The 22,012-nt window shown below is 72.7% G+C and carries 16 protein-coding genes; 4 read left to right on the top strand and 12 right to left on the bottom strand.

The genetic code is table 11. The annotated features are described in order from the left end of the window. Positions 1 to 341: 341 nt before the first annotated feature. On the bottom strand, positions 342 to 1,349 hold the full coding sequence (locus tag ACFZDE_RS23670) for a stage II sporulation protein M (RefSeq protein ID WP_391202560.1): 1,008 nt from the start codon (positions 1,347 to 1,349) through the stop codon (positions 342 to 344). 128 nt (positions 1,350 to 1,477) lie between these two features. On the opposite strand from ACFZDE_RS23670, the gene ACFZDE_RS23665 reads away from it, so the two are divergent. Then, positions 1,478 to 2,539 (top strand): RDD family protein, encoded by a 1,062-nt coding sequence (locus ACFZDE_RS23665; RefSeq protein ID WP_391202557.1) that lies wholly within the window; start codon positions 1,478 to 1,480, stop codon positions 2,537 to 2,539. A gap of 38 nt (positions 2,540 to 2,577) precedes the next feature. Here ACFZDE_RS23665 and ACFZDE_RS23660 read toward each other — a convergent pair whose 3' ends face one another. Continuing rightward, the gene (locus tag ACFZDE_RS23660) at positions 2,578 to 3,192 is read right to left on the bottom strand and encodes a hypothetical protein (protein WP_391004668.1); all 615 of its coding nucleotides are present in this window, start codon (positions 3,190 to 3,192) and stop codon (positions 2,578 to 2,580) included. 133 nt (positions 3,193 to 3,325) lie between these two features. Next, the gene (ahcY, locus tag ACFZDE_RS23655) at positions 3,326 to 4,783 is read right to left on the bottom strand and encodes an adenosylhomocysteinase (RefSeq protein ID WP_391004666.1); all 1,458 of its coding nucleotides are present in this window, start codon (positions 4,781 to 4,783) and stop codon (positions 3,326 to 3,328) included. Between the two features lie 514 nt (positions 4,784 to 5,297). Between ahcY and ACFZDE_RS23650 the strand changes: the two genes are divergently transcribed. Both ACFZDE_RS23650 and lepB read left to right on the top strand, forming a co-directional pair. Further along, the gene (locus ACFZDE_RS23650) at positions 5,298 to 7,523 is read left to right on the top strand and encodes a fructose-specific PTS transporter subunit EIIC (protein WP_391202554.1); all 2,226 of its coding nucleotides are present in this window, start codon (positions 5,298 to 5,300) and stop codon (positions 7,521 to 7,523) included. A 106-nt stretch (positions 7,524 to 7,629) separates the two neighbouring features. Next, positions 7,630 to 8,316: a signal peptidase I gene (lepB, locus tag ACFZDE_RS23645; RefSeq protein ID WP_391202551.1), complete on the top strand. Its 687-nt coding sequence runs from the start codon at positions 7,630 to 7,632 to the stop codon at positions 8,314 to 8,316. Between the two features lie 100 nt (positions 8,317 to 8,416). Here the strand turns inward: lepB and ACFZDE_RS23640 are convergent, their stop codons facing one another. The 7 genes from ACFZDE_RS23640 to ACFZDE_RS23610 form a co-directional block, all read right to left on the bottom strand. Next, entirely contained in the window at positions 8,417 to 9,397 is a 981-nt protein-coding gene (locus ACFZDE_RS23640) for a cation diffusion facilitator family transporter (RefSeq protein WP_391004660.1), read from the bottom strand. Positions 9,398 to 9,550: 153 nt separating this feature from the next. Beyond that, a complete protein-coding gene (gene manA, locus ACFZDE_RS23635; protein WP_391202548.1) occupies positions 9,551 to 10,702 on the bottom strand; it encodes a mannose-6-phosphate isomerase, class I in 1,152 nt (383 codons plus the stop codon). Positions 10,703 to 10,775: 73 nt separating this feature from the next. Then, on the bottom strand, positions 10,776 to 11,903 hold the full coding sequence (locus tag ACFZDE_RS23630) for an SIS domain-containing protein (protein WP_391004699.1): 1,128 nt from the start codon (positions 11,901 to 11,903) through the stop codon (positions 10,776 to 10,778). 112 nt (positions 11,904 to 12,015) lie between these two features. After that, entirely contained in the window at positions 12,016 to 12,186 is a 171-nt protein-coding gene (locus ACFZDE_RS23625; RefSeq protein ID WP_391004656.1) for a Trm112 family protein, read from the bottom strand. Positions 12,187 to 12,257: 71 nt separating this feature from the next. Further along, entirely contained in the window at positions 12,258 to 13,622 is a 1,365-nt protein-coding gene (locus ACFZDE_RS23620; protein WP_391202545.1) for a phosphomannomutase/phosphoglucomutase, read from the bottom strand. Positions 13,623 to 13,724: 102 nt separating this feature from the next. After that, positions 13,725 to 15,341, bottom strand: coding sequence for a lactate permease LctP family transporter (locus ACFZDE_RS23615; RefSeq protein WP_391202613.1), 1,617 nt, complete (start codon positions 15,339 to 15,341; stop codon positions 13,725 to 13,727). A gap of 119 nt (positions 15,342 to 15,460) precedes the next feature. Then, complete coding sequence (locus ACFZDE_RS23610) at positions 15,461 to 15,883, bottom strand: DUF3499 domain-containing protein (RefSeq protein WP_031110158.1); 423 nt, start codon at positions 15,881 to 15,883, stop codon at positions 15,461 to 15,463. Positions 15,884 to 16,177: 294 nt separating this feature from the next. Here ACFZDE_RS23610 and ACFZDE_RS23605 point away from each other — a divergent pair, with 294 nt between their 5' ends. Beyond that, the gene (locus ACFZDE_RS23605) at positions 16,178 to 16,633 is read left to right on the top strand and encodes a metallopeptidase family protein (RefSeq protein ID WP_078885356.1); all 456 of its coding nucleotides are present in this window, start codon (positions 16,178 to 16,180) and stop codon (positions 16,631 to 16,633) included. Positions 16,634 to 16,748: 115 nt separating this feature from the next. Here the strand turns inward: ACFZDE_RS23605 and ACFZDE_RS23600 are convergent, their stop codons facing one another. Both ACFZDE_RS23600 and ACFZDE_RS23595 read right to left on the bottom strand, forming a co-directional pair. Next, on the bottom strand, positions 16,749 to 18,287 hold the full coding sequence (locus ACFZDE_RS23600; RefSeq protein WP_391202542.1) for a DUF5719 family protein: 1,539 nt from the start codon (positions 18,285 to 18,287) through the stop codon (positions 16,749 to 16,751). Continuing rightward, positions 18,284 to 21,949 (bottom strand): glycosyltransferase, encoded by a 3,666-nt coding sequence (locus tag ACFZDE_RS23595; protein ID WP_391202539.1) that lies wholly within the window; start codon positions 21,947 to 21,949, stop codon positions 18,284 to 18,286. The genes ACFZDE_RS23600 and ACFZDE_RS23595 overlap by 4 nt, the downstream gene beginning before the upstream one ends. Positions 21,950 to 22,012 lie beyond the last annotated feature (63 nt).

Here is a 22,012-nt window from a genome sequence, read left to right as displayed (position 1 = left end):
CTTGCGTTTCCGACTCTATCAGATCTTTCCGATCCGATTTCCTCGGTGCTTTCCAGGTTCCCGCTTTCGCGTTTCCCTTTCCGGCGGTTCCGACTTTATCAGAAGTTCCGGGCCGGACTGACCGGCCGCTCATTTCCGATTCATCGGGAGAGGCTTCAATGAAATCAGTGTTTCAAGAAGCAGATAGATGTTCACTGTGGCCGGTCCAGGGCTAGAGCCCATCTCCAGGCAACTGTTCGAATCTACCTCCCCGCACTTGCCGTGTCAACGGTTCCTGTGGGGCGAAGAGGAGACTAGCAGTTGAACGGAGGTGGTCGCACATCCGCCGGTCGGCGGGACGATCAGGCGGCGGTGGGGACGCTCGCGCTGCGTTCCGCGGCATCCACGTCACCTGTCTCCCCGGCGCGGGCCGCACGGCCGCCCAGGACGTAGACGTAGACCAGGAAGGCCACTTCGGCGGCGATCCCGATGGCGATGCGGGCCCAGGTGGGGAGGCCGGACGGGGTGACGAAGCCTTCGATCGCGCCGGAGACGAAGAGGACGAGGGCGAGGCCGATGGCCATGCCTATGGCGGCTCGGCCCTCTTCCGCGAGAGCCGTGCGGCGCGTCCGGGGGCCGGGGTCGATGAGCGTCCAGCCCAGACGCAGACCGGTGCCGGCAGCGACGAAGACAGCGGTCAGTTCGAGGAGACCGTGCGGGAGGACCAGGCCCAGGAACGTGTCGAGGCGGCCGGCCGAGGACATCAGGCCGATGCCGACGCCGAGGTTGAGCATGTTCTGGAAGAGGATCCAGAGGACCGGCAGCCCGAGGAACACTCCCAGGATGAGGCACAGGGCGGCGGCCCAGGCGTTGTTCGTCCAGACCTGGGCGGCGAAGCTGGCGGCCGGGTGGCTGGAGTAGTACGTCTCGTACTGGCCGCCCGGGCGGGTCAGCTCGCGGAGTTCACTGGGGGCCGCGATGGAGGCCTGGACTTCGGGGTGCGTGCCGATCCACCAGCCGAGGAGGGCGGCGACCGCCGTCGACAGCAACGCTGTGGGCACCCACCAGTGGCGTGCCTTGTAGACGGCGGCGGGGAAGCCCTGGGTCAGGAAGCGGGTGGCGTCCCGCCACGACGCGCGGCGGGTGCCCGTCACGGCACTGCGCGCGCGTGCCACGAGTTGGCTCAGCCGTCCGGTCAGCTGCGGGTCCGGGGCGCTGGACTGGATCAGGGAGAGGTGCGTGGCCGTGCGCTGGTAGAGGGTGACGAGTTCGTCGGCCTCGGCGCCGGTCAGGCGGCGCTGGCGGCGGAGGAGGGCTTCGAGGCGGTCCCACTCCGCTCGGTGGGCGGAGACGAAGACGTCGAGGTCCATCGGTGTGCCTGCTCCTCGGCTGGTCGTCGGAGGCTCGTCGTGGATCAGCTTGTCGTACTACGGTGCGATGCGCCCTCAGCTTGGCAGACTGGCCTTGTCGGGGGCAGGGCAGGGGAAGGACGGCGGGCGTGAGTGAGCTGGTGACGGGCGAGGCTGTGGCGTTGGAGCTGCGCCCCGCGAGGCTGCCCAGCAGGGCGCTGGCCGTGCTGCTCGATCTGGTGGTGGCGATGGCGGTCTACGTGGCCGTGACCATCGGGCTGGTGACGTCCACGGCCTCGCTCGACGAGGCGGCGCAGACGGCGTTGTCGATCGCGACGTTCGTGCTCGTCCTGGTGGGCGGGCCGATCGCCGTGGAGACGCTCAGTCATGGGCGGTCGCTCGGGAAGATGGCGTGCGGCCTGCGCGTCGTACGGGACGACGGGGGGCCGATCCGGTTCCGGCATGCGCTGGTGAGGGGCTTGATCGCGGTGATCGAGATCCTGATGACCTTCGGAATCGTGGCCTGCATCGCCTCGTTCGTGTCGGCGCGCGGGCGACGGCTGGGGGATGTGTTCGCGGGGACGCTCGTCGTGCGGGAGCGGATTCCGGTCACGCGGACCGGTTTCGTGCCGCCTCCTCCGCCGTGGCTGGCGGGGCGGTTCTCGGAGCTCGATCTGTCGGGGGTGCCCGACGGGTTGTGGCTCGCAGTCCGGCAGTATCTGACGCGCATGCAGCAGCTGGATCCGCAGGTGGGCTGGTCGATGGCTGGGCGGCTGGCGTCGGATCTGGCGGAGCGAACGGGGGCTCCGGTGCCGCAGGGCGTGCCGCCGGCGGCGTATCTGGCGGCTGTCGTGCAGGAACGGCAGGCCCGGGAGGCCCGGCGGGCTTTCGGGGGCGATGCCGCCCGTGCCGCCACGGTCGGCGGTGAGACGGCCCGTGCTGCCACGGCCGGGGGCGATGTGACCCAGCCTGCTGCGACCGCCGCCACCCCGGTCATGACCGCCGCCGTTCCAGCCCCTACCGCTGCCGGTCCGGCGGCGGTAGGCCCAGCGGCCTCGCCCGAGGCTCGTGGCGGGGGCCTCGCTGAGTACGGACCGTCGGCTGGAGGGCCTGAGGTGGTCTCCGAGCCGTCCGCCGCGGAGCGGCCCTTTGAGTCACCGGCGGGCTCGGCGGGCGACCGGCCAGGCACCGGGTTCGTGCCGCCGGCCTAGGGGAGCGCGGGGCCTGCCGCCCCGGCCCGGCTGTCTGTTCAGGGGAACACCGACGGCGGTGATTCCAGGTCTTCGAGCTCGATGCCGGGGGCCGCGAGGACCACGTCCCCGGCGATGTGCACGGTGTGCTGCTCGCCCGTGTCCAGCGCTGTGACCTGGTATTCGTCCACGGCCAGGGGGCCGTTGTCAGTGGCGTGTGCTTCGCTCTTCACCAAGGCCCAGGACTGGTCGACGGTGCGTGGGGCGAGGACCGGGTCCGTGAAGGCGACGAGGCGTACGCGGGTGGCGGCCGCGGAGGGGGTGAGGCGCAGGAGACGGGCGGTGGCGACGAGGAAGGCCGGGGAGGTGCCGGTGAAGGCGTGGGCGCGCACATTGCCTTCGGTGGCGTCGGTCCCGGTGGGGTCGGTGCGGACCCAGGTGACTCCGTCGAGGGCGGCGCCGCGGACCTGCCAGGCTGCGGCGTGGAGTTCGAGGCGGAGGGGGCGGCCCAGTTCGTCGAGGGTGAGGTCGACGGAGCCGTGGTGATCGCCTGCGGGGGTGGTCAGCTGGGAGACGTAGCGCCAGCCGGAGGGGCCGGGGGCGCACTGGAAGTGTTCTTCTGCGAGGGGGGTGTGATCGTGCGGATCGTGGAGCGAATAGCGGCCGCGGGGCATGAGGGTCCTGGGTCTTGACGGGCTGGGCCGGTCGTCGCCGGCCCGTCGAACGGGGCAGGCCCCCGGCACGGGGGTGCGGGGGCCTGCCTCGGAGATCCGACCGGCTGCGAACGCGGCAGCGGTGCTGCTCGGCTCAGTAGCGGTAGTGGTCCGGCTTGTACGGGCCCTCCACCTGCACGCCGATGTACTCGGCCTGCTCGGGGCGCAGCGTCGTCAGCTTCACGCCGAGCGCGTCGAGGTGGAGGCGGGCGACCTTCTCGTCGAGGTGCTTGGGCAGCACGTAGACGCCGGTCGGGTACTCGTCGGGCTTGGTGAACAGCTCGATCTGGGCCAGGGTCTGGTCCGCGAAGGAGTTGGACATCACGAACGACGGGTGGCCGGTGGCGTTGCCCAGGTTCAGCAGGCGGCCCTCGGACAGGACGATGAGCACCTTGCCGTCGGGGAAGGTCCAGGTGTGGACCTGCGGCTTGACCTCGTCCTTGACGATGCCGGGGATCTTGGCGAGGCCGGCCATGTCGATCTCGTTGTCGAAGTGGCCGATGTTCCCGACGATGGCCTGGTGCTTCATCTTGGCCATGTCCGAGGCCATGATGATGTCCTTGTTGCCGGTCGTGGTGATGAAGATGTCGGCCGTCTCGACGACGTCTTCGAGGGTCGCGACCTGGTAGCCGTCCATCGCGGCCTGGAGGGCGCAGATCGGGTCGATCTCGGTGACGATCACGCGAGCGCCCTGTCCGCGCAGGGACTCCGCGCAGCCCTTGCCGACGTCGCCGTAGCCGAAGACGACCGCGGTCTTGCCGCCGATGAGGACGTCGGTGGCGCGGTTGATGCCGTCGATGAGCGAGTGACGGCAGCCGTACTTGTTGTCGAACTTCGACTTGGTGACCGCGTCGTTGACGTTGATCGCCGGGAACAGGAGGAGGCCGTCGCGCTGCATCTCGTACAGGCGGTGGACGCCGGTGGTGGTCTCCTCGGTGACGCCGCGGATCTCCGAGGACAGCTGGGTCCACTTCTGGGGGTTCTCGCCCAGGGTGCGGGTCAGCAGTTCGAGGATGACGCGGTGCTCGTCGGACTCGGCGGTGTCGGGCGAGGGGACCTTGCCGTCCTTCTCGTACTCGACGCCCTTGTGGACGAGGAGGGTGGCGTCGCCGCCGTCGTCCAGGATCATGTTGGGGCCGCCGGTGGGGCTGTCCGGCCAGGTCAGCGCCTGCTCGGTGCACCACCAGTACTCGTCCAGGGTCTCGCCCTTCCAGGCGAAGACGGGGACGCCCTGGGGGTTGTCCACGGTGCCGTTCGGGCCGACGGCGATGGCGGCGGCCGCGTGGTCCTGGGTGGAGAAGATGTTGCAGGAGGCCCAGCGGACCTGCGCGCCGAGGGCGACCAGGGTCTCGATGAGCACGGCGGTCTGCACGGTCATGTGCAGGGAGCCGGTGACACGGGCGCCGGCCAGGGGCTGGGCCTCGGCGTACTCCTTGCGGATCGCCATCAGGCCCGGCATCTCGTGCTCGGCGAGGGTGATCTCCTTGCGGCCGAAGGCGGCCAGGGAGAGGTCGGCGACCTTGAAGTCCTGTCGGTTCTCGACAGTCGTCATTGCGAGCTGCTCCTCGGGGTTTGGGTCGAGGTGGGTACGGCTGGTCTGCGCGGCGGCGGACACAGGGGTGCCCGAAAGAGGACACAGGCATGCCCGCGTGCGCGCAGCGCAGTCCGTCGGAGGCCCTCTCTCCCTCGGCCGGTCCGCGGTGGGACCGCCCGACCGCCATCAGCAGCGACGTCTGGCTCCGTCCCAAGCTACACCGGGAGGCCGGGCCGCCCCCAGTCCGCCTCCGAACGGATCTGGCCATGGAGGCGGTGCGAGGGTGGGGCGTCGGCCGCTGTCGGACCGTGGTGGGTGGGGTCGGTGGGGTGGGTGTTCGAGGGGTGGGAGTGGTAACAGGACACCAACGAAGGCGGTGGCAGGAGGTGTCGAAGCGGGATGAGCAGGGATGTTCCGGCCTTTGCGGCTGGGGCGGGGTGGTGCAGGATGCCCGGAAGTTCTGAACAGCTGATCGATCCTGCGGGGCGTCCGGGACGCGGGTTCCGCAGGGCGAAGGCGTGAGGAGATCGACGTGATCAATCCGGCCGGCCCTCCCCCCACGGGCAGCGGCGAAGGCGAGCAGCGGCGGTTGAGGCTGGTCGCGGTGACCGCCTGCCCGACCGGCATCGCCCATACGTACATGGCGGCCGAAAAGCTCGCCCAGGCCGCCGAGAGCCGCGGCATCGACATGAAGGTGGAGACACAGGGATCCATCGGGGCTGAAAACGTCCTCGATGACAACGATGTCAGGCACGCCGACGGCGTCATCGTCGCCGCGGACAAGGATGTGGACCTGACCCGCTTCGCCGGCAAGCGGGTCCTGACGGTCGGGGTCGCGGAGGGCATTCGCCACCCCGAGCAGCTGATCGAGCGGGTGCTGTCGGCGCCCGTGCACGCCGAGGGGGGCTCCTCCCCCACGGCCCCCTCGGCTCCCTCGACCCCCACGGCGACCACGGCGGCCGCGGCCGATGGCGGCAAGGAGCGGAGCGCCGGATACAAGGCGCTGATGAACGGGGTCAGCTACATGATCCCGTTCGTCGTGGTCGGCGGGCTGCTGATCGCGATCTCGCTGTCGCTCGGCGGACACACCGACCCGTCGGGCGGTCTGGTCATCCCGAAGGACTCCTTCTGGATGGATGTGAACAACATCGGCGTCATCGGCTTCACGCTGATGGTGCCGATCCTGTCCGGCTATATCGCCTACGCCATCGGCGACCGGCCGGCGCTCGTACCCGGCATGATCGGCGGCTGGATCGCCAACACCGGTGAGCTGTACGGCTCCAAGGCGGGTGCCGGGTTCATCGGGGCGATCGTGACCGGGTTCCTCGCCGGGTATCTGGTGCTGTGGATCAAGAAGGTCAAGGTCCCGAAGTTCGCGCGGCCGATCATGCCGATCATCGTGATCCCGATCGTGGCGACCACGGCCCTGGGCCTGTTCTTCATCTACGTCATCGGCCGGCCGATCTCCTGGGTGTTCGAGCACCTGACCGACTGGCTCAGCGGGATGACCGGTGCCAGTGCCGTCCTGCTCGGCGCGGTTCTGGGGCTCATGATCGCGTTCGACATGGGCGGGCCGGTCAACAAGACGGCGTTCCTGTTCGGTGCCGGTCTCATCGCGACCGGCAATCAGACGGTCATGGGCATGTGCGCGGCCGCGATCCCGGTCATGCCGCTGGGACAGGGCCTGGCCACGCTGATGCGCAAGCGGCTGTACACCGAGCAGGAGCGGGAGACCGGGTTCGCCGCCCTGTTCATGGGGTGCTTCGGCATCTCCGAGGGTGCGATCCCGTTCGCTGCGGCGCGTCCCGCGCAGGTCATCCCCGCCAACATGCTGGGCGGCGCGGTCGCCGGTGCGATCGCCGGGGTCTTCGGCGTCGAGGACGCGGTGCCGCACGGCGGGCCGATCGTGGCCGTGCTGGGCGCGGTGAGCGGGGTGCCGATGTTCTTCGTGGCCGTGGTGATCGGTTCCGTCGTCACGGCGCTGGCCACGGTCGCCATGGTCGACCTGAGTGAGCGCAGGCGGCGCGGGGAGGAACTCGCCGGAGCCGACGCACCGATCGGGCCCGAGCCAGCGCTCGTCGGTGTGGGGGCACCGGGCGGCGGGGATGCCGTGGCGGAGCGGGCCGTACACGCGGCGGAGCCGGTCGGCGCGTCCGCTGCTTCCGAGGAGGCAAGAACTCCTGGGAGCGCGAGTGACGCTTCCGAGGAGGCAAGGGCTCCCGGGAGCACGAGTGACGCTTCCGAGGCGGCAAGAACTCCCGGGAGCACGAGTGGCGCTCCCGACGAGGAGCCCGGCGGGGGCGAGGTGCTCTCCGGATACCTCACCCGGCAGACCGTGCGACTCGAACTCGGCGCGGGCGACAAGGAGTCCGCGATCCGGGAGATGGGTGAGCTGCTGGCCCGTACCGGCAGGGTGGCGGACGTGGACGAGCTGGTGGCGTGTGCGCTGCGGCGGGAGGAGCAGGGCACGACCGGGCTCGGGGAGGAGATCGCGATTCCGCATGCCAAGACGGACGCGGTGACGGAGCCGGTCGTCGGTTTCGCCCGGTCCGCGGAGGGCGTCGAGTGGGGCTCTCCGGACGGTACGAAGGCGCGGCTGGTGTTCATGATCGCCGTACCGGAGGCGGCGGCGGGCGATGAGCATCTGCGGATTCTGGCGCTGCTGTCGCGGAAGTTGACGGACGGCGCGTTCCGGGAGCGGCTGCTGGGCGCATCGGACGCGTCGGCGCTCCTCGGGGTGTTGCGCGAGGTCGGCTAGGGCCGGGGCCCGCGTCCGGGGTTCGGACGCGGGCCCCGCCCGGCTCGCGTCGCGGAGGGGCGTTTAGGCTCTGCGCCCGCTGAGTGGCCGTATGGGGAGGAGCGCAATGTCCGGTAACGGGCGGGGACTGGGGATCGCAGCCGTCGTGGTGGGGGTGGTGGGGCTGCTGGCCGGGCTCGGCGCCTTCGGGTACGCGAGGCAGGGGTTCGGCGGCTCGGTCGTGTCGAGCGAGAGCATGAGTCCGACGTACGGACCGGGTGACCGGGTCGTCTTCGAGCGGATCGACGGGAGCGACGTACGGCGTGGGGACGTCGTGCTGTTCTCGGCGCCGGACCGGTACGGCTTCGACGCGCTGGTGATGGAGCGCGTCATCGGCGTGGGCGGTGACCAGGTGACGTGCTGCACGGGAGCGGGCGCGAACACCCGTGTCCTGGTGAACGGCGAGCCGCTCCGGGAGCCGTACGTGGAGCGTCCGGAGGACAGCCGTGGGTTCGCGGGGCCGTCCTACGACGTACGGGTGCCGAAGGGGCGGCTGTTCATGCTGGGCGACCGGCGTGGGAACGCCCGTGACGCGCGCGCCTTCCTCGACGACCGGGGCGGGACGCTTCCGGGGTCCACGGTCCGGGGGCGGGTGATCGACGACTACACCGTGCCGATGGCGCTCGGCACGGCGATGGTGCTCGGCGCGCTGCTGGTACTGACCGGGGCCGGTCTGGGGATCGCGGCGGTGGCCGTACGGCGGCGGGCGCGGGCCGCGACGCCGCCCCCGCCGCCCTGGGCCGTGCGGATCTGAGGATCGCGCCGGGACTTGAAGCCCGTGAGGCTCGTAGGCCCCGTAAAGCCCGTGGGGCCCGCCGAGTGGTTCGGCGGGCCCCACGGGCTGGTGCGGGAGTTCAGTGTCCGGCGTCGGCCGGGGCCGGTCCGCCCGGCGTGGCCTCGGGGTCGGGGCCCTTGGCGGCCTCACGCTCGCTGTAGATGTCCGGCTCCAGGTAGATCACGCGGGCGATCGGGACGGCGTCGCGGATGCGGGCCTCGGCGGCGTCGATGGCGGTGGCGATCTCGGTGGCCGTGTCGTCGTGCCGGACGGCGATCTTGGCGGCGACGAGCAGTTCCTCGGGGCCGAGGTGGAGGGTGCGCATGTGGATGACGCGGGTGACGGTGTCGCCGTCGACGACGGCGGCCTCGATCTTCCGGGTCTCCTCAAGGCCGGCGGACTCGCCGAGCAGCAGGGACTTGGTCTCGGCGGCCAGGACCAGGGCGATCAGGATGAGCAGGATGCCGATGCAGAGGGTGCCGATGCCGTCCCAGACGCTCTCGCCGGTGAGGAGGGCGAGGCCGACGCCGCCGAGCGCGAGGATGAGGCCGACGAGGGCGCCGAGGTCCTCCAGGAGGACGACGGGGAGCTCGGGGGCCTTGGCGTGGCGGACGAAGTCCTTCCAGGAGCGGTTGCCGCGCAGGGGGTTGGACTCCTTGATGGCCGTCCGGAAGGAGAAGCTCTCGGCGATGATCGCGAAGACCAGGACGCCGACGGGCCAGTACCAGTGCGTCAGCTCGTGCGGGTGCTTGATCTTCTCGTAGCCCTCGTAGAGGGCGAACATGCCACCGACCGAGAAGAGGACGATGGAGACGAGGAAGGCGTAGATGTAGCGCTCGCGGCCGTAGCCGAAGGGGTGCTCCGGGGTGGCCTTGCGCTGCGCCCGCTTGCCGCCGAGCAGGAGCAGTGCCTGGTTGCCCGAGTCGGCGACGGAGTGGACGGACTCGGCGAGCATCGATGACGAGCCGCTGAAGAGGAACGCCACGAACTTCGCTACCGCGATGGCGAGGTTGGCGGCCAGTGCCGCCACGATCGCCTTGGTTCCGCCTGACGCGCTCATATCTCCGCGTTGTCCCTTCGTACGCCGTTCCAGGGCCCGGGCACCCGCGTGGGTGCCCGGGCCGTGGCTTTGCCCGTGCTTGACGGTGGGCCATTGTTGCAGCCCGCCGAGGCCGCGGTGAGTCAGGTCACCGGCAGGGGGCCGCCGAAACGGTCAGGCGATGACGGTGGCCCGGAAAAGCGTTCCCGTTCCGGACACTTCGGCCTTTTCGCCGGCCGGGACGAAGACGGACTCACCGGGGGTCAGGTCGTGTTCGCCGGCCCGGACGGCGCCGGCCGTGCAGAGCAGGATCTGCGGGGTCGGGCGGGTGAGGTCGTGTGCGGCGCCCGCCTCCGGCAGGACGTAGCGCGAGAGGCGGAACTCGTCGATGGGCGTCTCGTAGACCTCCTCACCGTCCGGGGAGGCCTCGGGGCGCAGGACTCCGGGGTCGCTGGGGAGGAAGCGGACGATGCGCAGCAGTTCGGGGACGTCGACGTGCTTGGGGGTCAGGCCGCAGCGCAGGACGTTGTCGGAGTTGGCCATGATCTCGACGCCGAGGCCGTCCAGGTAGGCGTGCGGGACACCGGCGCCCAGGTAGAGGGCCTCGCCGGGCTGGAGCCGGACGTGGTTGAGCAGCATCGCGGCGATGACGCCGGGGTCGCCCGGGTAGTGGTGGGCGATGTCGGCGTAGGGGGCGTAGGCGCCGCCGAGGCGGTCGCAGGCGGCGGCCGCTTCGGTGACGGTGCGGGACATCTCGCCGGGGTCGGCGGTGAGGATCGCGGTGAGGACCTCGCGCAGGGCGGCGTCCTCGGGGTGGGCGTGCAGCAGGTCGACGTAGGGCTTGAGGGAGTCGACGCCGAGGTCGTCGAGGAGGGCCGCGGCCGCCAGCGGGTCGCGGAAGCCGCACAGGCCGTCGAACTCGGTGAGCGCGCAGATCAGTTCGGGCTTGTGGTTGGCGTCCTTGTAGTTGCGGTGCGGGGCGTCCATGGGGATGCCGCGGCGTTCCTCGTCCGCGTAGCCCTCTTTGGCCTGCGCGAGGTCGGGGTGGACCTGGAGCGAGAGGGGGGCTCCGGCGGCGAGGATCTTGAGCAGGAAGGGCAGCCGGGGGCCGAACCTGGCGACGGTGGGGGGTCCGAGTTCCTTCTCGGGGTCGGCGTCGACGACCTCGACGAGCGTGCCCCGGCCGGTGCGCGAGGGTGCGCCGGGGTGGGCGCCCATCCACATCTCCGCCTGTGGTTCGCCGGTCGGTTCGACGCCGAGCAGCTGCGGGATGGCGGTCGGGGAACCCCAGGCGTAGGGGCGGACGGTGTTGTCGAGGCGGTCCATGGCGTTCTCTCTGAGGGGTGCGGGCGCGTCGAAGGGTGCGGGGTGCGGGCGCGTCAGGCTGTCCCGGGCAAGATCAGGCCCTCGATGCGAGCGCGAGGTAAACGGCGGCGAAATCCGTGATGGCGATCAGTTCGGCGAGGGTCTCCAGTTCGCCGCCGGCCTCGGGTTCCAGCTCGCTGATGGGTGTGTCGTGGCTGAGGGCGAGGTCGCGGGCGCCTGGGGCCGCGGTGAGGCCGCCGATGGGGCGGTCGCGGAGCAGGACCACGCGCGCGTGCAGGGCGGGTGGTTCCTCGACGCGGTCGCGGAAGAAGTCGTCGGGGTCGGCGCTGGCGGCGAGCGGGCCTGCGAGCAGGGCGCCGTGGGCGGCGAGCGCCTCGGGGAGTTCGGCGACGACCGCGGGGGTGCCGGACAGTTCGGCGAGGGCCGCGGCGAAGCGGCGCCCGGCCGGGCCCGCCGAGACGCCCTCGGTCCAGACGACCGGGAGCGCGTCGGAGAGTTCGGCGGCCAGGGTCTTGGCGGCGTTGCTGTACGTGGCGATGGCCGGGCCGCAGCGCTCGGCGACGAGGTCGAGGCGGTCGGCGACCTTGCCGAGGGCGTCCGGCGGGGCGGCGAGCACGCCGGTGCGGTCCAGGAGCGCCAGGAGCGGGGTGAGCAGGGCCCACAGGACGCCGGGGGCGGACGCGGCGAGGGGCTCGTCCTGGTCGTACGGGGCGGTGGCCATGGGGATGAACAGGCCGTGCGCGCCTGCGACGGCGTCGGCGAGCGGGGTGCGGGCGGGTGCCACGGCGACGACGGTGCAGCCCCGGCGGTAGGCCTGCTCGGCGAGCAGGGACAGGCCGGGTTCGGTGCCGTCCGGGGTGGTGATCAGCAACAGGTCCACGGAGCCGACCCAGCCGGGCAGTTCCCAGCGCAGGGCGCCCGCGGCGGGGGCGACGCCGGTGGGGGCGAGGCGGGTGACCGGGCTGCCGGCGCCGGCGAGGGTGCCGATGAGGTCGGCGGCGTGGGTGGCGGCGGCACCGGGGCCGGCGATGAGGACCGCGCGGGGGCGGCCGTCCGGTTTGAGGTCGCCCACGCCCGCCTCGGCGGCGTGGCGGGCGGCCGTCCGGACGCGGGCGCCGGCTTCTGCGGCGCCGCGGAGCAGTCCGCGGTGGTCGGCCTCGGCGAGGCCCTCCGGGGAGTCGAGCAGCGATTCGTCGAGCATGGGCGGCAGCTTCCCATCGCCGGGGTCCGTTGTGAGGGTGTCCTGGAGCGTGCCCGCTGTGCCGGGGGCCATGTGCACCGGGGTGTCGCGGGGGTGCGGGCGCCCCCGTGGGTCACGCGGGGCGGCGGGCCTCGTCGACGAGCAGGACGGGGATGCCGTCGCGGACCGGGTAGGCCAGGCCGCAGCTGGTGTCGGTGCAGACCAGTTCGGATTCCTGCTCGGTGAGGGAGGCGTGGCAGGCCGGGCAGGCGAGGATCTCGAGGAGGCCGGATTCGAGCGGCATGAGGGGTTTCCTCCGGGGTGCGGGCGCTTGGGGTCGTGCCTGGTCAGGTTACCGCCGGTGGGGGCGGGGCCTCAGCCTCTGATGATCGCCAGCACCTCGTCGCGCACCCGGGCCATCGTGGCGGCGTCGCGGGCCTCCGCGTTCAGGCGGAGCAGCGGCTCGGTGTTGGACGGGCGGACGTTGAACCACCAGTCGGCGGCGGAGACCGTGAGGCCGTCGAGCTCGTCGAGGGTGACGCCCTCGCGGCTGCCGTACGCGGAACGGATCGCGGCGAGGCTGGCCTGCTGGTCGGCGACCGTGGAGTTGATCTCGCCGGAGCCGGCGTAGCGGTCGTACCGGTCGACGAGGGAGGAGAGGGGGCCGTGCTGGCCGCCGAGGGCCGCGAGGACGTGGAGGGCGGCCAGCATGCCGGTGTCGGCGTTCCAGAAGTCGCGGAAGTAGTAGTGCGCGGAGTGCTCGCCGCCGAAGATCGCGCCGGTGCGGGCCATCTCGGCCTTGATGAAGGAGTGGCCGACGCGGGTGCGGACCGGGCTGCCGCCGTTCTCCTCGACCACCTCGGGGACCGTCCAGGAGGTGATCAGGTTGTGGATGATCGTGCCCTTGCCGCCGTGCCGGGCCAGTTCGCGGGAGGCGACCAGGGCGGTGATCGCCGACGGGGAGACCGGTTCGCCGCGCTCGTCGACGACGAAGCAGCGGTCGGCGTCGCCGTCGAAGGCGAGGCCCAGGTCGGCGCCCTCCTCGCGGACCCGCTTCTGCAGGTCGACGAGGTTGGCGGGGTCGAGGGGGTTGGCCTCGTGGTTGGGGAAGGTGCCGTCGAGCTCGAAGTACATCGGCACCAGGGTCAGCGGCAGGCCGGCGAAGACCTCGGGGACGGTGTGCCCGCCCATGCCGTTGCCCGCGTCGACGACGACCTTCAGGGGGCGGATGGCGGTCAGGTCGACCAGGGAGAGCAGGTGGGCCGCGTAGTCCGACAACGTGTCGCGGCCGGAGATGGTGCCCGTGTGCGCGGCCGGCTCGGGGGCGCCCGACTCGCTCCAGCCCTCGACCAGTTCGCGGATCTCGGCCAGGCCGGTGTCCTGGCCGACCGGGGCGGCGCCGGCGCGGCACATCTTGATGCCGTTGTACTGCGCCGGGTTGTGGGAGGCGGTGAACATCGCGCCCGGCAGGTTCAGCGCGCCGGAGGCGTAGTACAGCTGGTCCGTCGAGCAGAGGCCGATCTCCGTCACGTCGGCGCCCAGGGCGGCGGCCCCGCGCGCGAAGGCCCGCGACAGGCCGGGTGAGGAGGGCCGCATGTCGTGCCCGGTGGCGATGGCGCTCGCGCCGGTGACCCGCACGAAGGCCGCCCCGAAGAGCTCGGCCAGGGACTCGTCCCACTGGTCGGGGACGACCCCGCGTACGTCGTACGCCTTCACGACCTGCGACAGATCAGCAGCCACGGCCAACCTTCCTGAAAAAGTACTGTCGGTCCGCCCAAACTACCCTCGCCCACCGACAGCGCGCCGGGCGGACGCCCGGAAGAGCCCGGCCGTCGCCTCAGGTCAGGGCAGCGTCCAGCCCAGGACCGGGGTGCTCTGGCCTACCACGATCAGGCACATCACCAGCAGCAGGCCGAGGCTCCACGGCAGTACCTTGCGCAGCAGGTCGCCCTCGCGGCCCGCGAGTCCGACGGCCGCGCAGGCGATGGTGAGGTTCTGCGGGGAGATCATCTTGCCGAGGACGCCGCCGGAGCTGTTGGCGGCGGCCAGCAGCTCGGGCGAGAGTCCGGACTCGCGGGCGGCGGTCACCTGGAGGGCGCCGAAGAGGGCGTTGGCGGAGGTGTCCGAGCCGGACACGGCGACGCCGAACCAGCCGAGGACGGGCGACAGGAACGCGAGCCCGGCTCCGGCCGCCGCGACGAAGTGGCCGATGGTCGCCGCCTGCCCGGAGAGGTTCATGACGTAGGCGAGGGCCAGGACGGAGGTCACGGTGAGGATCGCGAAGCGCAGTTCGCGGACGGTCGCGAGCCACTCCCTGAGCGCCACGCGCGCGTGTACCCCGATGACGACGGCCGTGAGGATCCCGGCGAGCAGGACGAGGGTGCCGCCGGTGGACACGACGGGCCAGCTGAAGACGTTGCCGCCGACCGGTTCGCCGTCGGGTCCGGCGACGTCCAGGAAGGGCCAGTCGTAGCTCTGGGTGGTCTGGGCGAGCCAGTCCTTGACGGGCGGGATCTGCGCGACGGAGAAGATCACGACGATCAGCGCGTAGGGGGCGTACGCGCGCAGCACCTCGCGGGGCGGGTCCTCCTCGTCGAGTTCCTCGCTGCGGGCGCCGGTCAGCACGGAGGCGCGTACGGACTCGGCGGCGGGCACACGCGCGCGTGGTACGGCGACCAGGGCGCCGGCGCCGGCCAGGGCGGCGCCGATGTCGGCGAGTTGGGCGGAGACGAAGTTGGACGCGGCGAACTGGGCGACGGCGAAGGCCGCTCCGCAGGCCAGGGCGGGCACCCAGGTCTCGCGCAGACCGCGCCGGCCGTCCACGAGCCAGACCAGCACCAGGGGCACGACGAGGGCCAGCAGCGGCGTCTGACGGCCCACCACGGACGCCACGGAGTCCAGGGGCAGCCCGGTCACCTGGGCGAGCGTGACGACCGGCGTGCCCATCGCGCCGAAGGCCACGGGCGCGGTGTTGGCGACCAGGGCGACGACGGCGGCGCGCACCGGTTCGAAACCGAGGGCGACCAGCATCACCGCGCTGATCGCGACGGGCGCCCCGAAGCCGGCGAGCGCCTCCAGCAGCGCCCCGAAGCAGAAGGCGATGACGAGGGCCTGGATGCGCGGGTCGTCGGACAGCCGCCCGAAGGACCGGCGCAGGATGTCGAAGTGCCGGGTGCGGACGGTCATCCGGTACACCCACAGGGCGTTGACCACGATCCACAGGATGGGGAACAGGCCGAAGACGGCGCCCTGGGCGCCGCTGGAGAGGGTCTGGCCGAGCGGCATGCCGTAGGCGAGCCAGGCGACGGCAACGGCGGCGAGGAGGCCGGTCAGGCCCGCCAGGTGGGCTTTCATGCGGACGCCGCCGAGCAGGACCAGGACGATCACCAGGGGCAGGGCCGCCACCAGGGCGGACAGGCCGAGCGATCCGGCGACGGGTTCCAGTTCCTGGACGTACACGGGCGCCTCCCCGGTTTCCGTCATGCGAAAGCGATTTCTCGCGCCTCAAAACGGAATGGTCATGTCCGCGCCAAGCTCGCGTCAATGAGTGGACGCGTGGAGAAACCGTCAGGGGGCGGTCAGTTGTCGGGGGAACGCAGGACGCGCAGATGTCCGCGCCGGGCCACTTCCCGGGGGTCGGCGCCACGGCCGCCGCCGCCCGCCTCGGCCGCCCGCTCCTGGGGGCGGGCCGCCTCGCGCACGGCGTTCGCGAGCGCTTCCAGGTCGTCGCCGCTGGGGCGGGCCGGGGCCGAGCCGTCGAGGAGCCGGACGACCTCCCAGCCGCGCGGGGCGGTGAGGCGCTCGGAGTGCTCGGCGCACAGGTCGTAGCAGTGGGGTTCGGCGTAGGTGGCGAGCGGGCCGAGGACCGCGGTCGAGTCGGCGTAGACGTACGTCAGCGTCGCGACGGCGGGACGGCCGCAAGCGGTGCGCGAACAGCGACGTACAGGGCTCACGACGTTGGACGGTACCGCACTCTTGAGCGGGCCGCGACGACTCTCCACCAGGTCACTCCCCCGTGTCGTGCTGTGAAACACCCCACACACCCCTTCGGGCGTACCTTCCTGACCTGGCAGGACATCGCCGACCTCGACCTCGAACGATCACACAAGCGGTCAACAGTCGTCATAAAACCACCATTTGCCGCGAGGTCGCCGGTCTCGTCGTCATACGGATTTGAGCCCAACCTTGGCTTGAATGGTCATGTAACGACATGCCGCGCGGCGCGGCCGGAAGCCGTCCGTGCCGCCGTGCGGTGCCGGGCGCGGGGGCCCGGCGGGGACTACCCTTCACCAGTGATGGACAAGCCCGTAACGCCCCGTGCCGCCGCCCCCGGGCCCCGCCGTCGTGATCGCCACGGACGGGGCATGCGCGGCCCGATCGCACCGCCGCAGGTGCCGCTCGCCGCGAGCCGCGCGGAAGCGTTCGCGGATCTGGTGCAGGACTCCGTGGAGCGCCTGGAGCGGCGGTGGCCGCAGCTCGCCGACATCGATTTCCTGGTCCTGGAGGTGCCGCGGCTCGACGGGCCCGGCCAGGCGTGGAACGACGAGGCCGTCCCGCTCGGCGGCACGATCAGCGCACGCGAGGGCCGCCCCGCGCGCGTGGTCGTCTACCGGCGGCCGGTCGAGATCCGCACCAAGGGGCGCGACGAGCGGGCGGCCCTGGTGCACGAGGTCGTCGTGGAGCAGGTCGCCGAGCTGCTCGGGCTGACACCGGAGACAGTGGATCCGCGCTACGGCGAGGACCAGGGCTAGGCCCCACGGCGAGGGCAGGGAGACCTACGGCGAGGGCCAGGGAAGCTCTACGGCGAGGACCAGGGAGGCCTACGGCGAGGGCCGCCGGCCGGGGCGGGTGCCCCGGCCGGGAGAGCTACTTCTGGAGAACCGACAGGTCCTCGTCCGCCTCCGGGACCGCCACCGTTCCCCGGTCGTCCGGCAGGGTCTGCACGGTGAAGGCGGGCACGCCGTTCTCGCTCGCCTTCAGGGTGCGGGCCCCGTGGACCGGGCCGCCGGACACCGTCTCGACCGTGAGCGCGTAGGTGCCCTTCAGACCGCTCGGGGCCGGGGGCTCGATGTCCTGGGTGGTGCCCGCCTTGATCGTGTACGTCTTCGACACCGGAGTGCCGCCCTCGCTGCCGGCCGAGGCCGTGACCTTGACCGTGGCGGCGGCGCGCGGGGCCGTCAGGGACAGGGTGCTGCCCTTGGCGCTGTTGTCGGCGGACGTCGCGCGCGTGCCGACCGGGCGGGTAGCCGGGATGAAGGCGGTCTCCTGCTTGTCGCCCTTGCCGCGGACGACCCGCAGGGCCGCCACGACCGGCACGGACCGGTCCGTCGGGGTCAGCACCAGGGAGCCCGCCTCGCCGCGGGTGACGTCACCCAGGTCGACGGCGGTGGTCATGCCGCCCTTGACGTGCACGCTCTCGTGTCCGGCCGGGGTGATCAGCCCGGAGGGGGAGGCCAGGCGCACCTTCAGGTCCGCGTCGGCGTCGCCGGGGGTGAAGGCGACCAGGCGCACGGCGGTGGCGTCCTCGGGGATGCCGGGCAGGACCAGGCTGCCGGACGGGTCCGTGGACGCGGCCAGCCAGTCGCCTCCCAGCTTGTCGTCCAGGGCCTGTACGGCGGCGCCCACGCGTCCGCTGCGGACGTTGACGTGCACCGTGAGGTTGGTCTGCCGCTCGCCGGTGAGGGTCGACAGCAGGACGGGCTCGTCGGTGTGCGGCGGGACCGTGATGCCCTCCCCCACCGCGGACTTCAGCAGACCGTCCTTGCCGTAGAGCTCGATGTCGACCACGGCGGCCGAGTCGTCGGGGTTCGTCAGGTGGACGTAGTCGGTGCGGTCGGCGTCCGTGCTCGCGCCGGGGAACCAGAAGTCGGTGTCCGGGGCGGTGCAGTTGATGCCCTGGAGGCCGCGGCCGGTGCCCGCGGCGACCTCGGTGGTCTCCTGGACGGTCCAGCCGGGCGCGAACCTGCCGTCCGCGGTGCCGACGAGGGCGGGTGCGTCGCCGCCGGAGCTGTCGCCGGTGACCGGCTTGCCGGGTTCCTTGGGCGTCAGCACGGGCTTCGCCGGCTTGTCCCCGCCGGACTTGCCGTCGTCCTTGCCGCCGCCGTCGCCCTCGCCCTTGCCCTGGTCCCCGCCGTCGGCCGGCTCCTCGGCGGCCTGGCGGAGTTCGGCCTTGCCGCCGCTCCCGGTGCCCTTCGTGACGGGCGTGAAGGAGGTGTAGGACGTCTCGGCGAGGTCGGACGTGCTGGGCGCCGGGCAGAGCAGGCTCGTGCGCTCCACGGGCAGTTGGGCGGCTGCCTTGGCGGCGGTCTCCGTGCCGGGGGCGTCCGGGGCGGACAGCGCGGCGAAGCCGGTGACGGCGGCGAGCGCGGTCACACCGGCGATCAGGGACAGGGTGGTGCGGTTCACTGCTGGCTCCCGTCGGGACGCTCACTGCCCGTGCCGTGGGGGTGGTGCTGCTGCGCCGGGTCGTACGGCGTGCCGTAGCCCTGCTGGTAGGCCTGGTCGTAGCCCTGCTGGTCGTACGGCTGGTTCTGGCCCTGTCCCCCGTACGCGTACGGGTCGTACTGGCCGGCCTGGTACGCGTCCGCCGGGTACTGCTGCTGCCCGTAGGCGTCCGCCTGGTACGGGGTGTTCTGGTACGGGTCGCCGTAGCCCGGGTACGCGCCGGGCTGGTAGCCGGCGTTGTCCCACTCCCCGTGGGTCTGCTGCTGGGGCACCGCCGCCGGGGGCTGCTGCGGCGGGGGCGGTTGCGGGAACTCATCGGGGGCCGCGGCCTCTTCGGCCTCGCCCTCGGCCTCCGCCTGGGCGCGCAGGCGGCGGGCGCGGCGGCCCTCGCCCGCGACGGCCTGGGCCGGGACGGCCGGCTCCTCGGGGAGGTCGTCGTCGATGTCGCGGCGCCGCCCGGGCAGGGCGAGCACGACCAGGACGACGGCGAGGAGGCCCTGCGCCCACAGCCAGGCCGTGTGGCCGATCGGGTCGTCGTAGGTGACGTCCAGCCGGCCGCCGGAGGCGGGGAGTTCGAAGCCCTGGGCCCAGCCGTCGACCGTGGTGCGGGTCAGCGGCGTGCCGTCGAGCGTGGCGGACCAGCCGTCGGAGGCGGCGTCGGCGAGGCGCAGTACGCGTCCGCCGGCCCCGGCCGGGATCGTGGTGTGGATGTCGACAGGTCCGGCGGCGACGGGCCGCGGGGTGCCGGAGGCGGGGACGATCGTGGCGCGCGCGACCTCCCGGTTGACGCGCCACAGCGCGCCGCCCGCCTGCTGGCTGAGCCGGGTCAGGCCGGGGGTGGCGTCCAGGACGCGGGTGACCTCGCGGGGCGCGCCCTGGTGGACGAGGACGTAGCGCACGGCGAAGCCGCCGAGCTGGTCTGCCTGGTCGGCGCCGGAGCCGGCGACCAGGTTGGCGACGACCTTGTCGAGCCTGTCGTTCTCACCGTCGGCCGCGGCGATCTCGCCGTCGCCGAGGCGGGCGCCGGAGCCGCGGACCAGCATGTAGCCGACGTGGGCGCCGGAGTCGCTGTCGAGGACGAGGGTGCGGGCCTGGTCGCGGGTGCCGCTCTCCTCGGCGACGAACGCCGGGACCTGGATCGGGTCGCGCCGCTCCAGGGGGCCGTCGGCGCCGCGGATCATCCAGCCCGCGGCGATGAGCAGCGGTCCTGCGGCCGAGGCGAAGGCGATCAGCACGGCGACCGGCTGGCGCCAGCCGAAGCTCTGCTCGGCCACCCGCGCGCGTGCCCCGTCGGCGCCGAGCGCGGCGGCCGCCAGGAGGGCGATGCCGTAGACGAGGGTGGCGGGGCCGGCCCAGGTGGAGTTGTTGGACAGGACGGCGAAGACGAAGCCGACCAGGGCGACCGCCCAGGCCGCCCGGATGCCCCCCTGGCGCTCCGAGCGGAGCAGAGCGGCCAGCGCGGCGAGCACGATGCCCAGGAGCATGAAGCCGCTGACGGTGCCGGGGCCGCCGGGGCTGGCGCCGAGCAGGTCGACGGCGGAGGCCGCCGAGGGGCCGTACGCGAGGCCCGCCTCCCGGAAGAAGCCGAACGGGAGCAGCGTCAGCGACCAGGGCGCCAGGAGCAGCAGCGGGGTGCCGAGCTGGGCGAGGAAGCGCAGCCCGTAGGCCGTGATGTCGCTGCGGCGCAGCACCAGCAGTGCGGCGCCGAGGAGCAGCGCGATGGGCCAGACGATCGGGGTGAAGGCCGTGGTGATGGTCAGCAGCAGCGCGTAGGCCCAGGTGGCGCGCCAGCTGCCGCGCGATCCTGAGGAGTTCGTCAGGCCGCCGACCGCGATGCCCGCGCGGGCGATGAGCGGCAGCAGCGCGGCCAGCACGGCGGTGCCGATGCGGCCGCCGGCGAGGGCGCCGGTGGCGGCGGGCAGGAAGGCGTAGACGACGGCCGCCCAGGCGCGCAGCAGCCGGGACTCGACGAGCGGGCGGGAGGCGAAGTAGGCGGCGACACCGGCCAGCGGCACCGAGCCGACGAGCAGGACCGTGACGGCCAGGCCGGTCGAGCCGAACAGCAGGGACGCCAGCATCGCCACCAGCGCGACGTACGGCGGCGCGGACGAGGTGCCCCCGGCGCCGACCGGGTGCCAGGCGTCCAGGTAACGCGACCACAGCTCGCCGGAGTCGGCGGGGGCGGGCAGCAGGGCGCCGCCCGCGAGCGCGCCGCCGCCCAGGAGCTGGCGGCAGGCGGCCAGGGAGACGAGCAGCAGCACCAGGAACAGGACCGGGCCGGGCTTGCGCGCGATGCGCTTGAGCCGGGCGAACTGCTCGATCTCCAGGAAGTCGGCGTCGTCGCCGCCGGGGCCCGACTCGACGGCGCTGCCGTGCCGTCCGGCGCCGGCCGCGGCCTCCGGGTCGGAGCGGCCGACGAGGCTGCTCGCGACCTGCTCGACGGTGACGCGGACGGTCGCGCCGGGCGGCGGGAACAGCGCCCGCAGCTCGTCCTTGTCGATCCGGGGTGCGCCTCTGCCGCGCCGCCCGGCGAGGATCCGCTCGGGCCGGAGCAGGGTGCCCATCAGGCCGCGGATCTCGTCGAGGGCCTGTCCGGGGACCTTGCCGACGAGGTAGGCCACGGTGCGCAGCAGGGTGCCGAGCACGATCCGCAGCAGCACCCAGGGGAGCACGGCGGTACGTGAGTTGACGAGCAGGGTGTAGACGGCGCCGGCCTTGTCGACCTTGTGCGGGGAGGCTGCCGTACGGCCCATGCAGTCGACGGTGCGGCGCTCGCGGCTGGCGGCCTCGGCGTGCCGGACGACCGCCTCGGGGGCGACCAGGACGCGGTAGCCGGCCGTGTGGGCGCGCCAGCACAGGTCGACGTCGTCGCGCATGAGGGGCAGGTGGCGGTCGAATCCGCCGAGCTGCTCGAAGACGTCGCGGCGGACGAGCATGCCGGCGGTGGACACCGACAGCACGGGCCGGACGTGGTCGTGCTGGCCCTGGTCCTGTTCGCGGCGGTCCAGGCCGGTCCAGCGGCGGCCGGAGTTGGCGATGGAGACGCCGACCTCCAGCAGCTGCCGCCGGTCGTACCAGCCGCGGAGCTTGGGGCCCACGACGGCCACGTCCTCGCGGCCCAGTTCGTACTCGCTGTCCACGACCCGCAGCAGCTGGGCCAGGGCGTCGGGGTCCGGGGCGCAGTCGTCGTGCAGCAGCCACAGCCATTGCACCGGCTCGCCGTGCGGCAGCTCGGGCAGGTCGTAGGCGTCGTCGCGCCAGGAGCGGGTGACCGGGTCCCAGCCGCTGGGGCGCTTGAGGTACGGCAGCTCGTCCGGGGTGAGGACCGGGGCGACGCGGTCGCACTCCTCGACGGCCTGGCCGAAGCCGGTGCGGCGGGCGAGGTGCAGCACGCGGTCGGGGCCGAGGGCGTCGGTGACCAGCTGGGCGGAGGTGTCCGCGCTGCCGGTGTCGGCTCCCATCGCGTACTGGACGGGCCGCTCCTGGCCGAGCAGTCCGGCGAGCGCGTCGGGCAGCCAGCGGGCGCCGTCGTGGGAGACGAGGACCGCGGTCACCACATGACGCGCGAACTCAGGTGTGGCAGCGGTGTCGTGATGGGCTGCCGGGTGGCTGTGCACGGACATCGAGGTACGGGCCCCGGTTCGGTGGACTGCGGTGGACGCCCGTGCCCGGTGGGGGCGGCGGGG

This window comes from Streptomyces sp. NPDC007929 (genome assembly GCF_042959065.1).
Lineage (GTDB): Bacteria > Actinomycetota > Actinomycetes > Streptomycetales > Streptomycetaceae > Streptomyces.
This window is presented reverse-complemented; position numbering and strand designations above follow the sequence as displayed.

Coding starts and splice junctions, on each gene's coding strand:
- ACFZDE_RS23670 (WP_391202560.1), bottom strand. CDS start 1,349: ATGGACCTCGACGTCTTCGTCTCCGCCCACCGAGCGGAGTGGGACCGC.
- ACFZDE_RS23660 (WP_391004668.1), bottom strand. CDS start 3,192: ATGCCCCGCGGCCGCTATTCGCTCCACGATCCGCACGATCACACCCCC.
- ahcY (WP_391004666.1), bottom strand. CDS start 4,783: ATGACGACTGTCGAGAACCGACAGGACTTCAAGGTCGCCGACCTCTCC.
- lepB (WP_391202551.1), top strand. CDS start 7,630: ATGTCCGGTAACGGGCGGGGACTGGGGATCGCAGCCGTCGTGGTGGGG.
- ACFZDE_RS23640 (WP_391004660.1), bottom strand. CDS start 9,397: ATGAGCGCGTCAGGCGGAACCAAGGCGATCGTGGCGGCACTGGCCGCC.
- manA (WP_391202548.1), bottom strand. CDS start 10,702: ATGGACCGCCTCGACAACACCGTCCGCCCCTACGCCTGGGGTTCCCCG.
- ACFZDE_RS23630 (WP_391004699.1), bottom strand. CDS start 11,903: ATGCTCGACGAATCGCTGCTCGACTCCCCGGAGGGCCTCGCCGAGGCC.
- ACFZDE_RS23625 (WP_391004656.1), bottom strand. CDS start 12,186: ATGCCGCTCGAATCCGGCCTCCTCGAGATCCTCGCCTGCCCGGCCTGC.
- ACFZDE_RS23605 (WP_078885356.1), top strand. CDS start 16,178: ATGGACAAGCCCGTAACGCCCCGTGCCGCCGCCCCCGGGCCCCGCCGT.
- ACFZDE_RS23595 (WP_391202539.1), bottom strand. CDS start 21,949: ATGTCCGTGCACAGCCACCCGGCAGCCCATCACGACACCGCTGCCACA.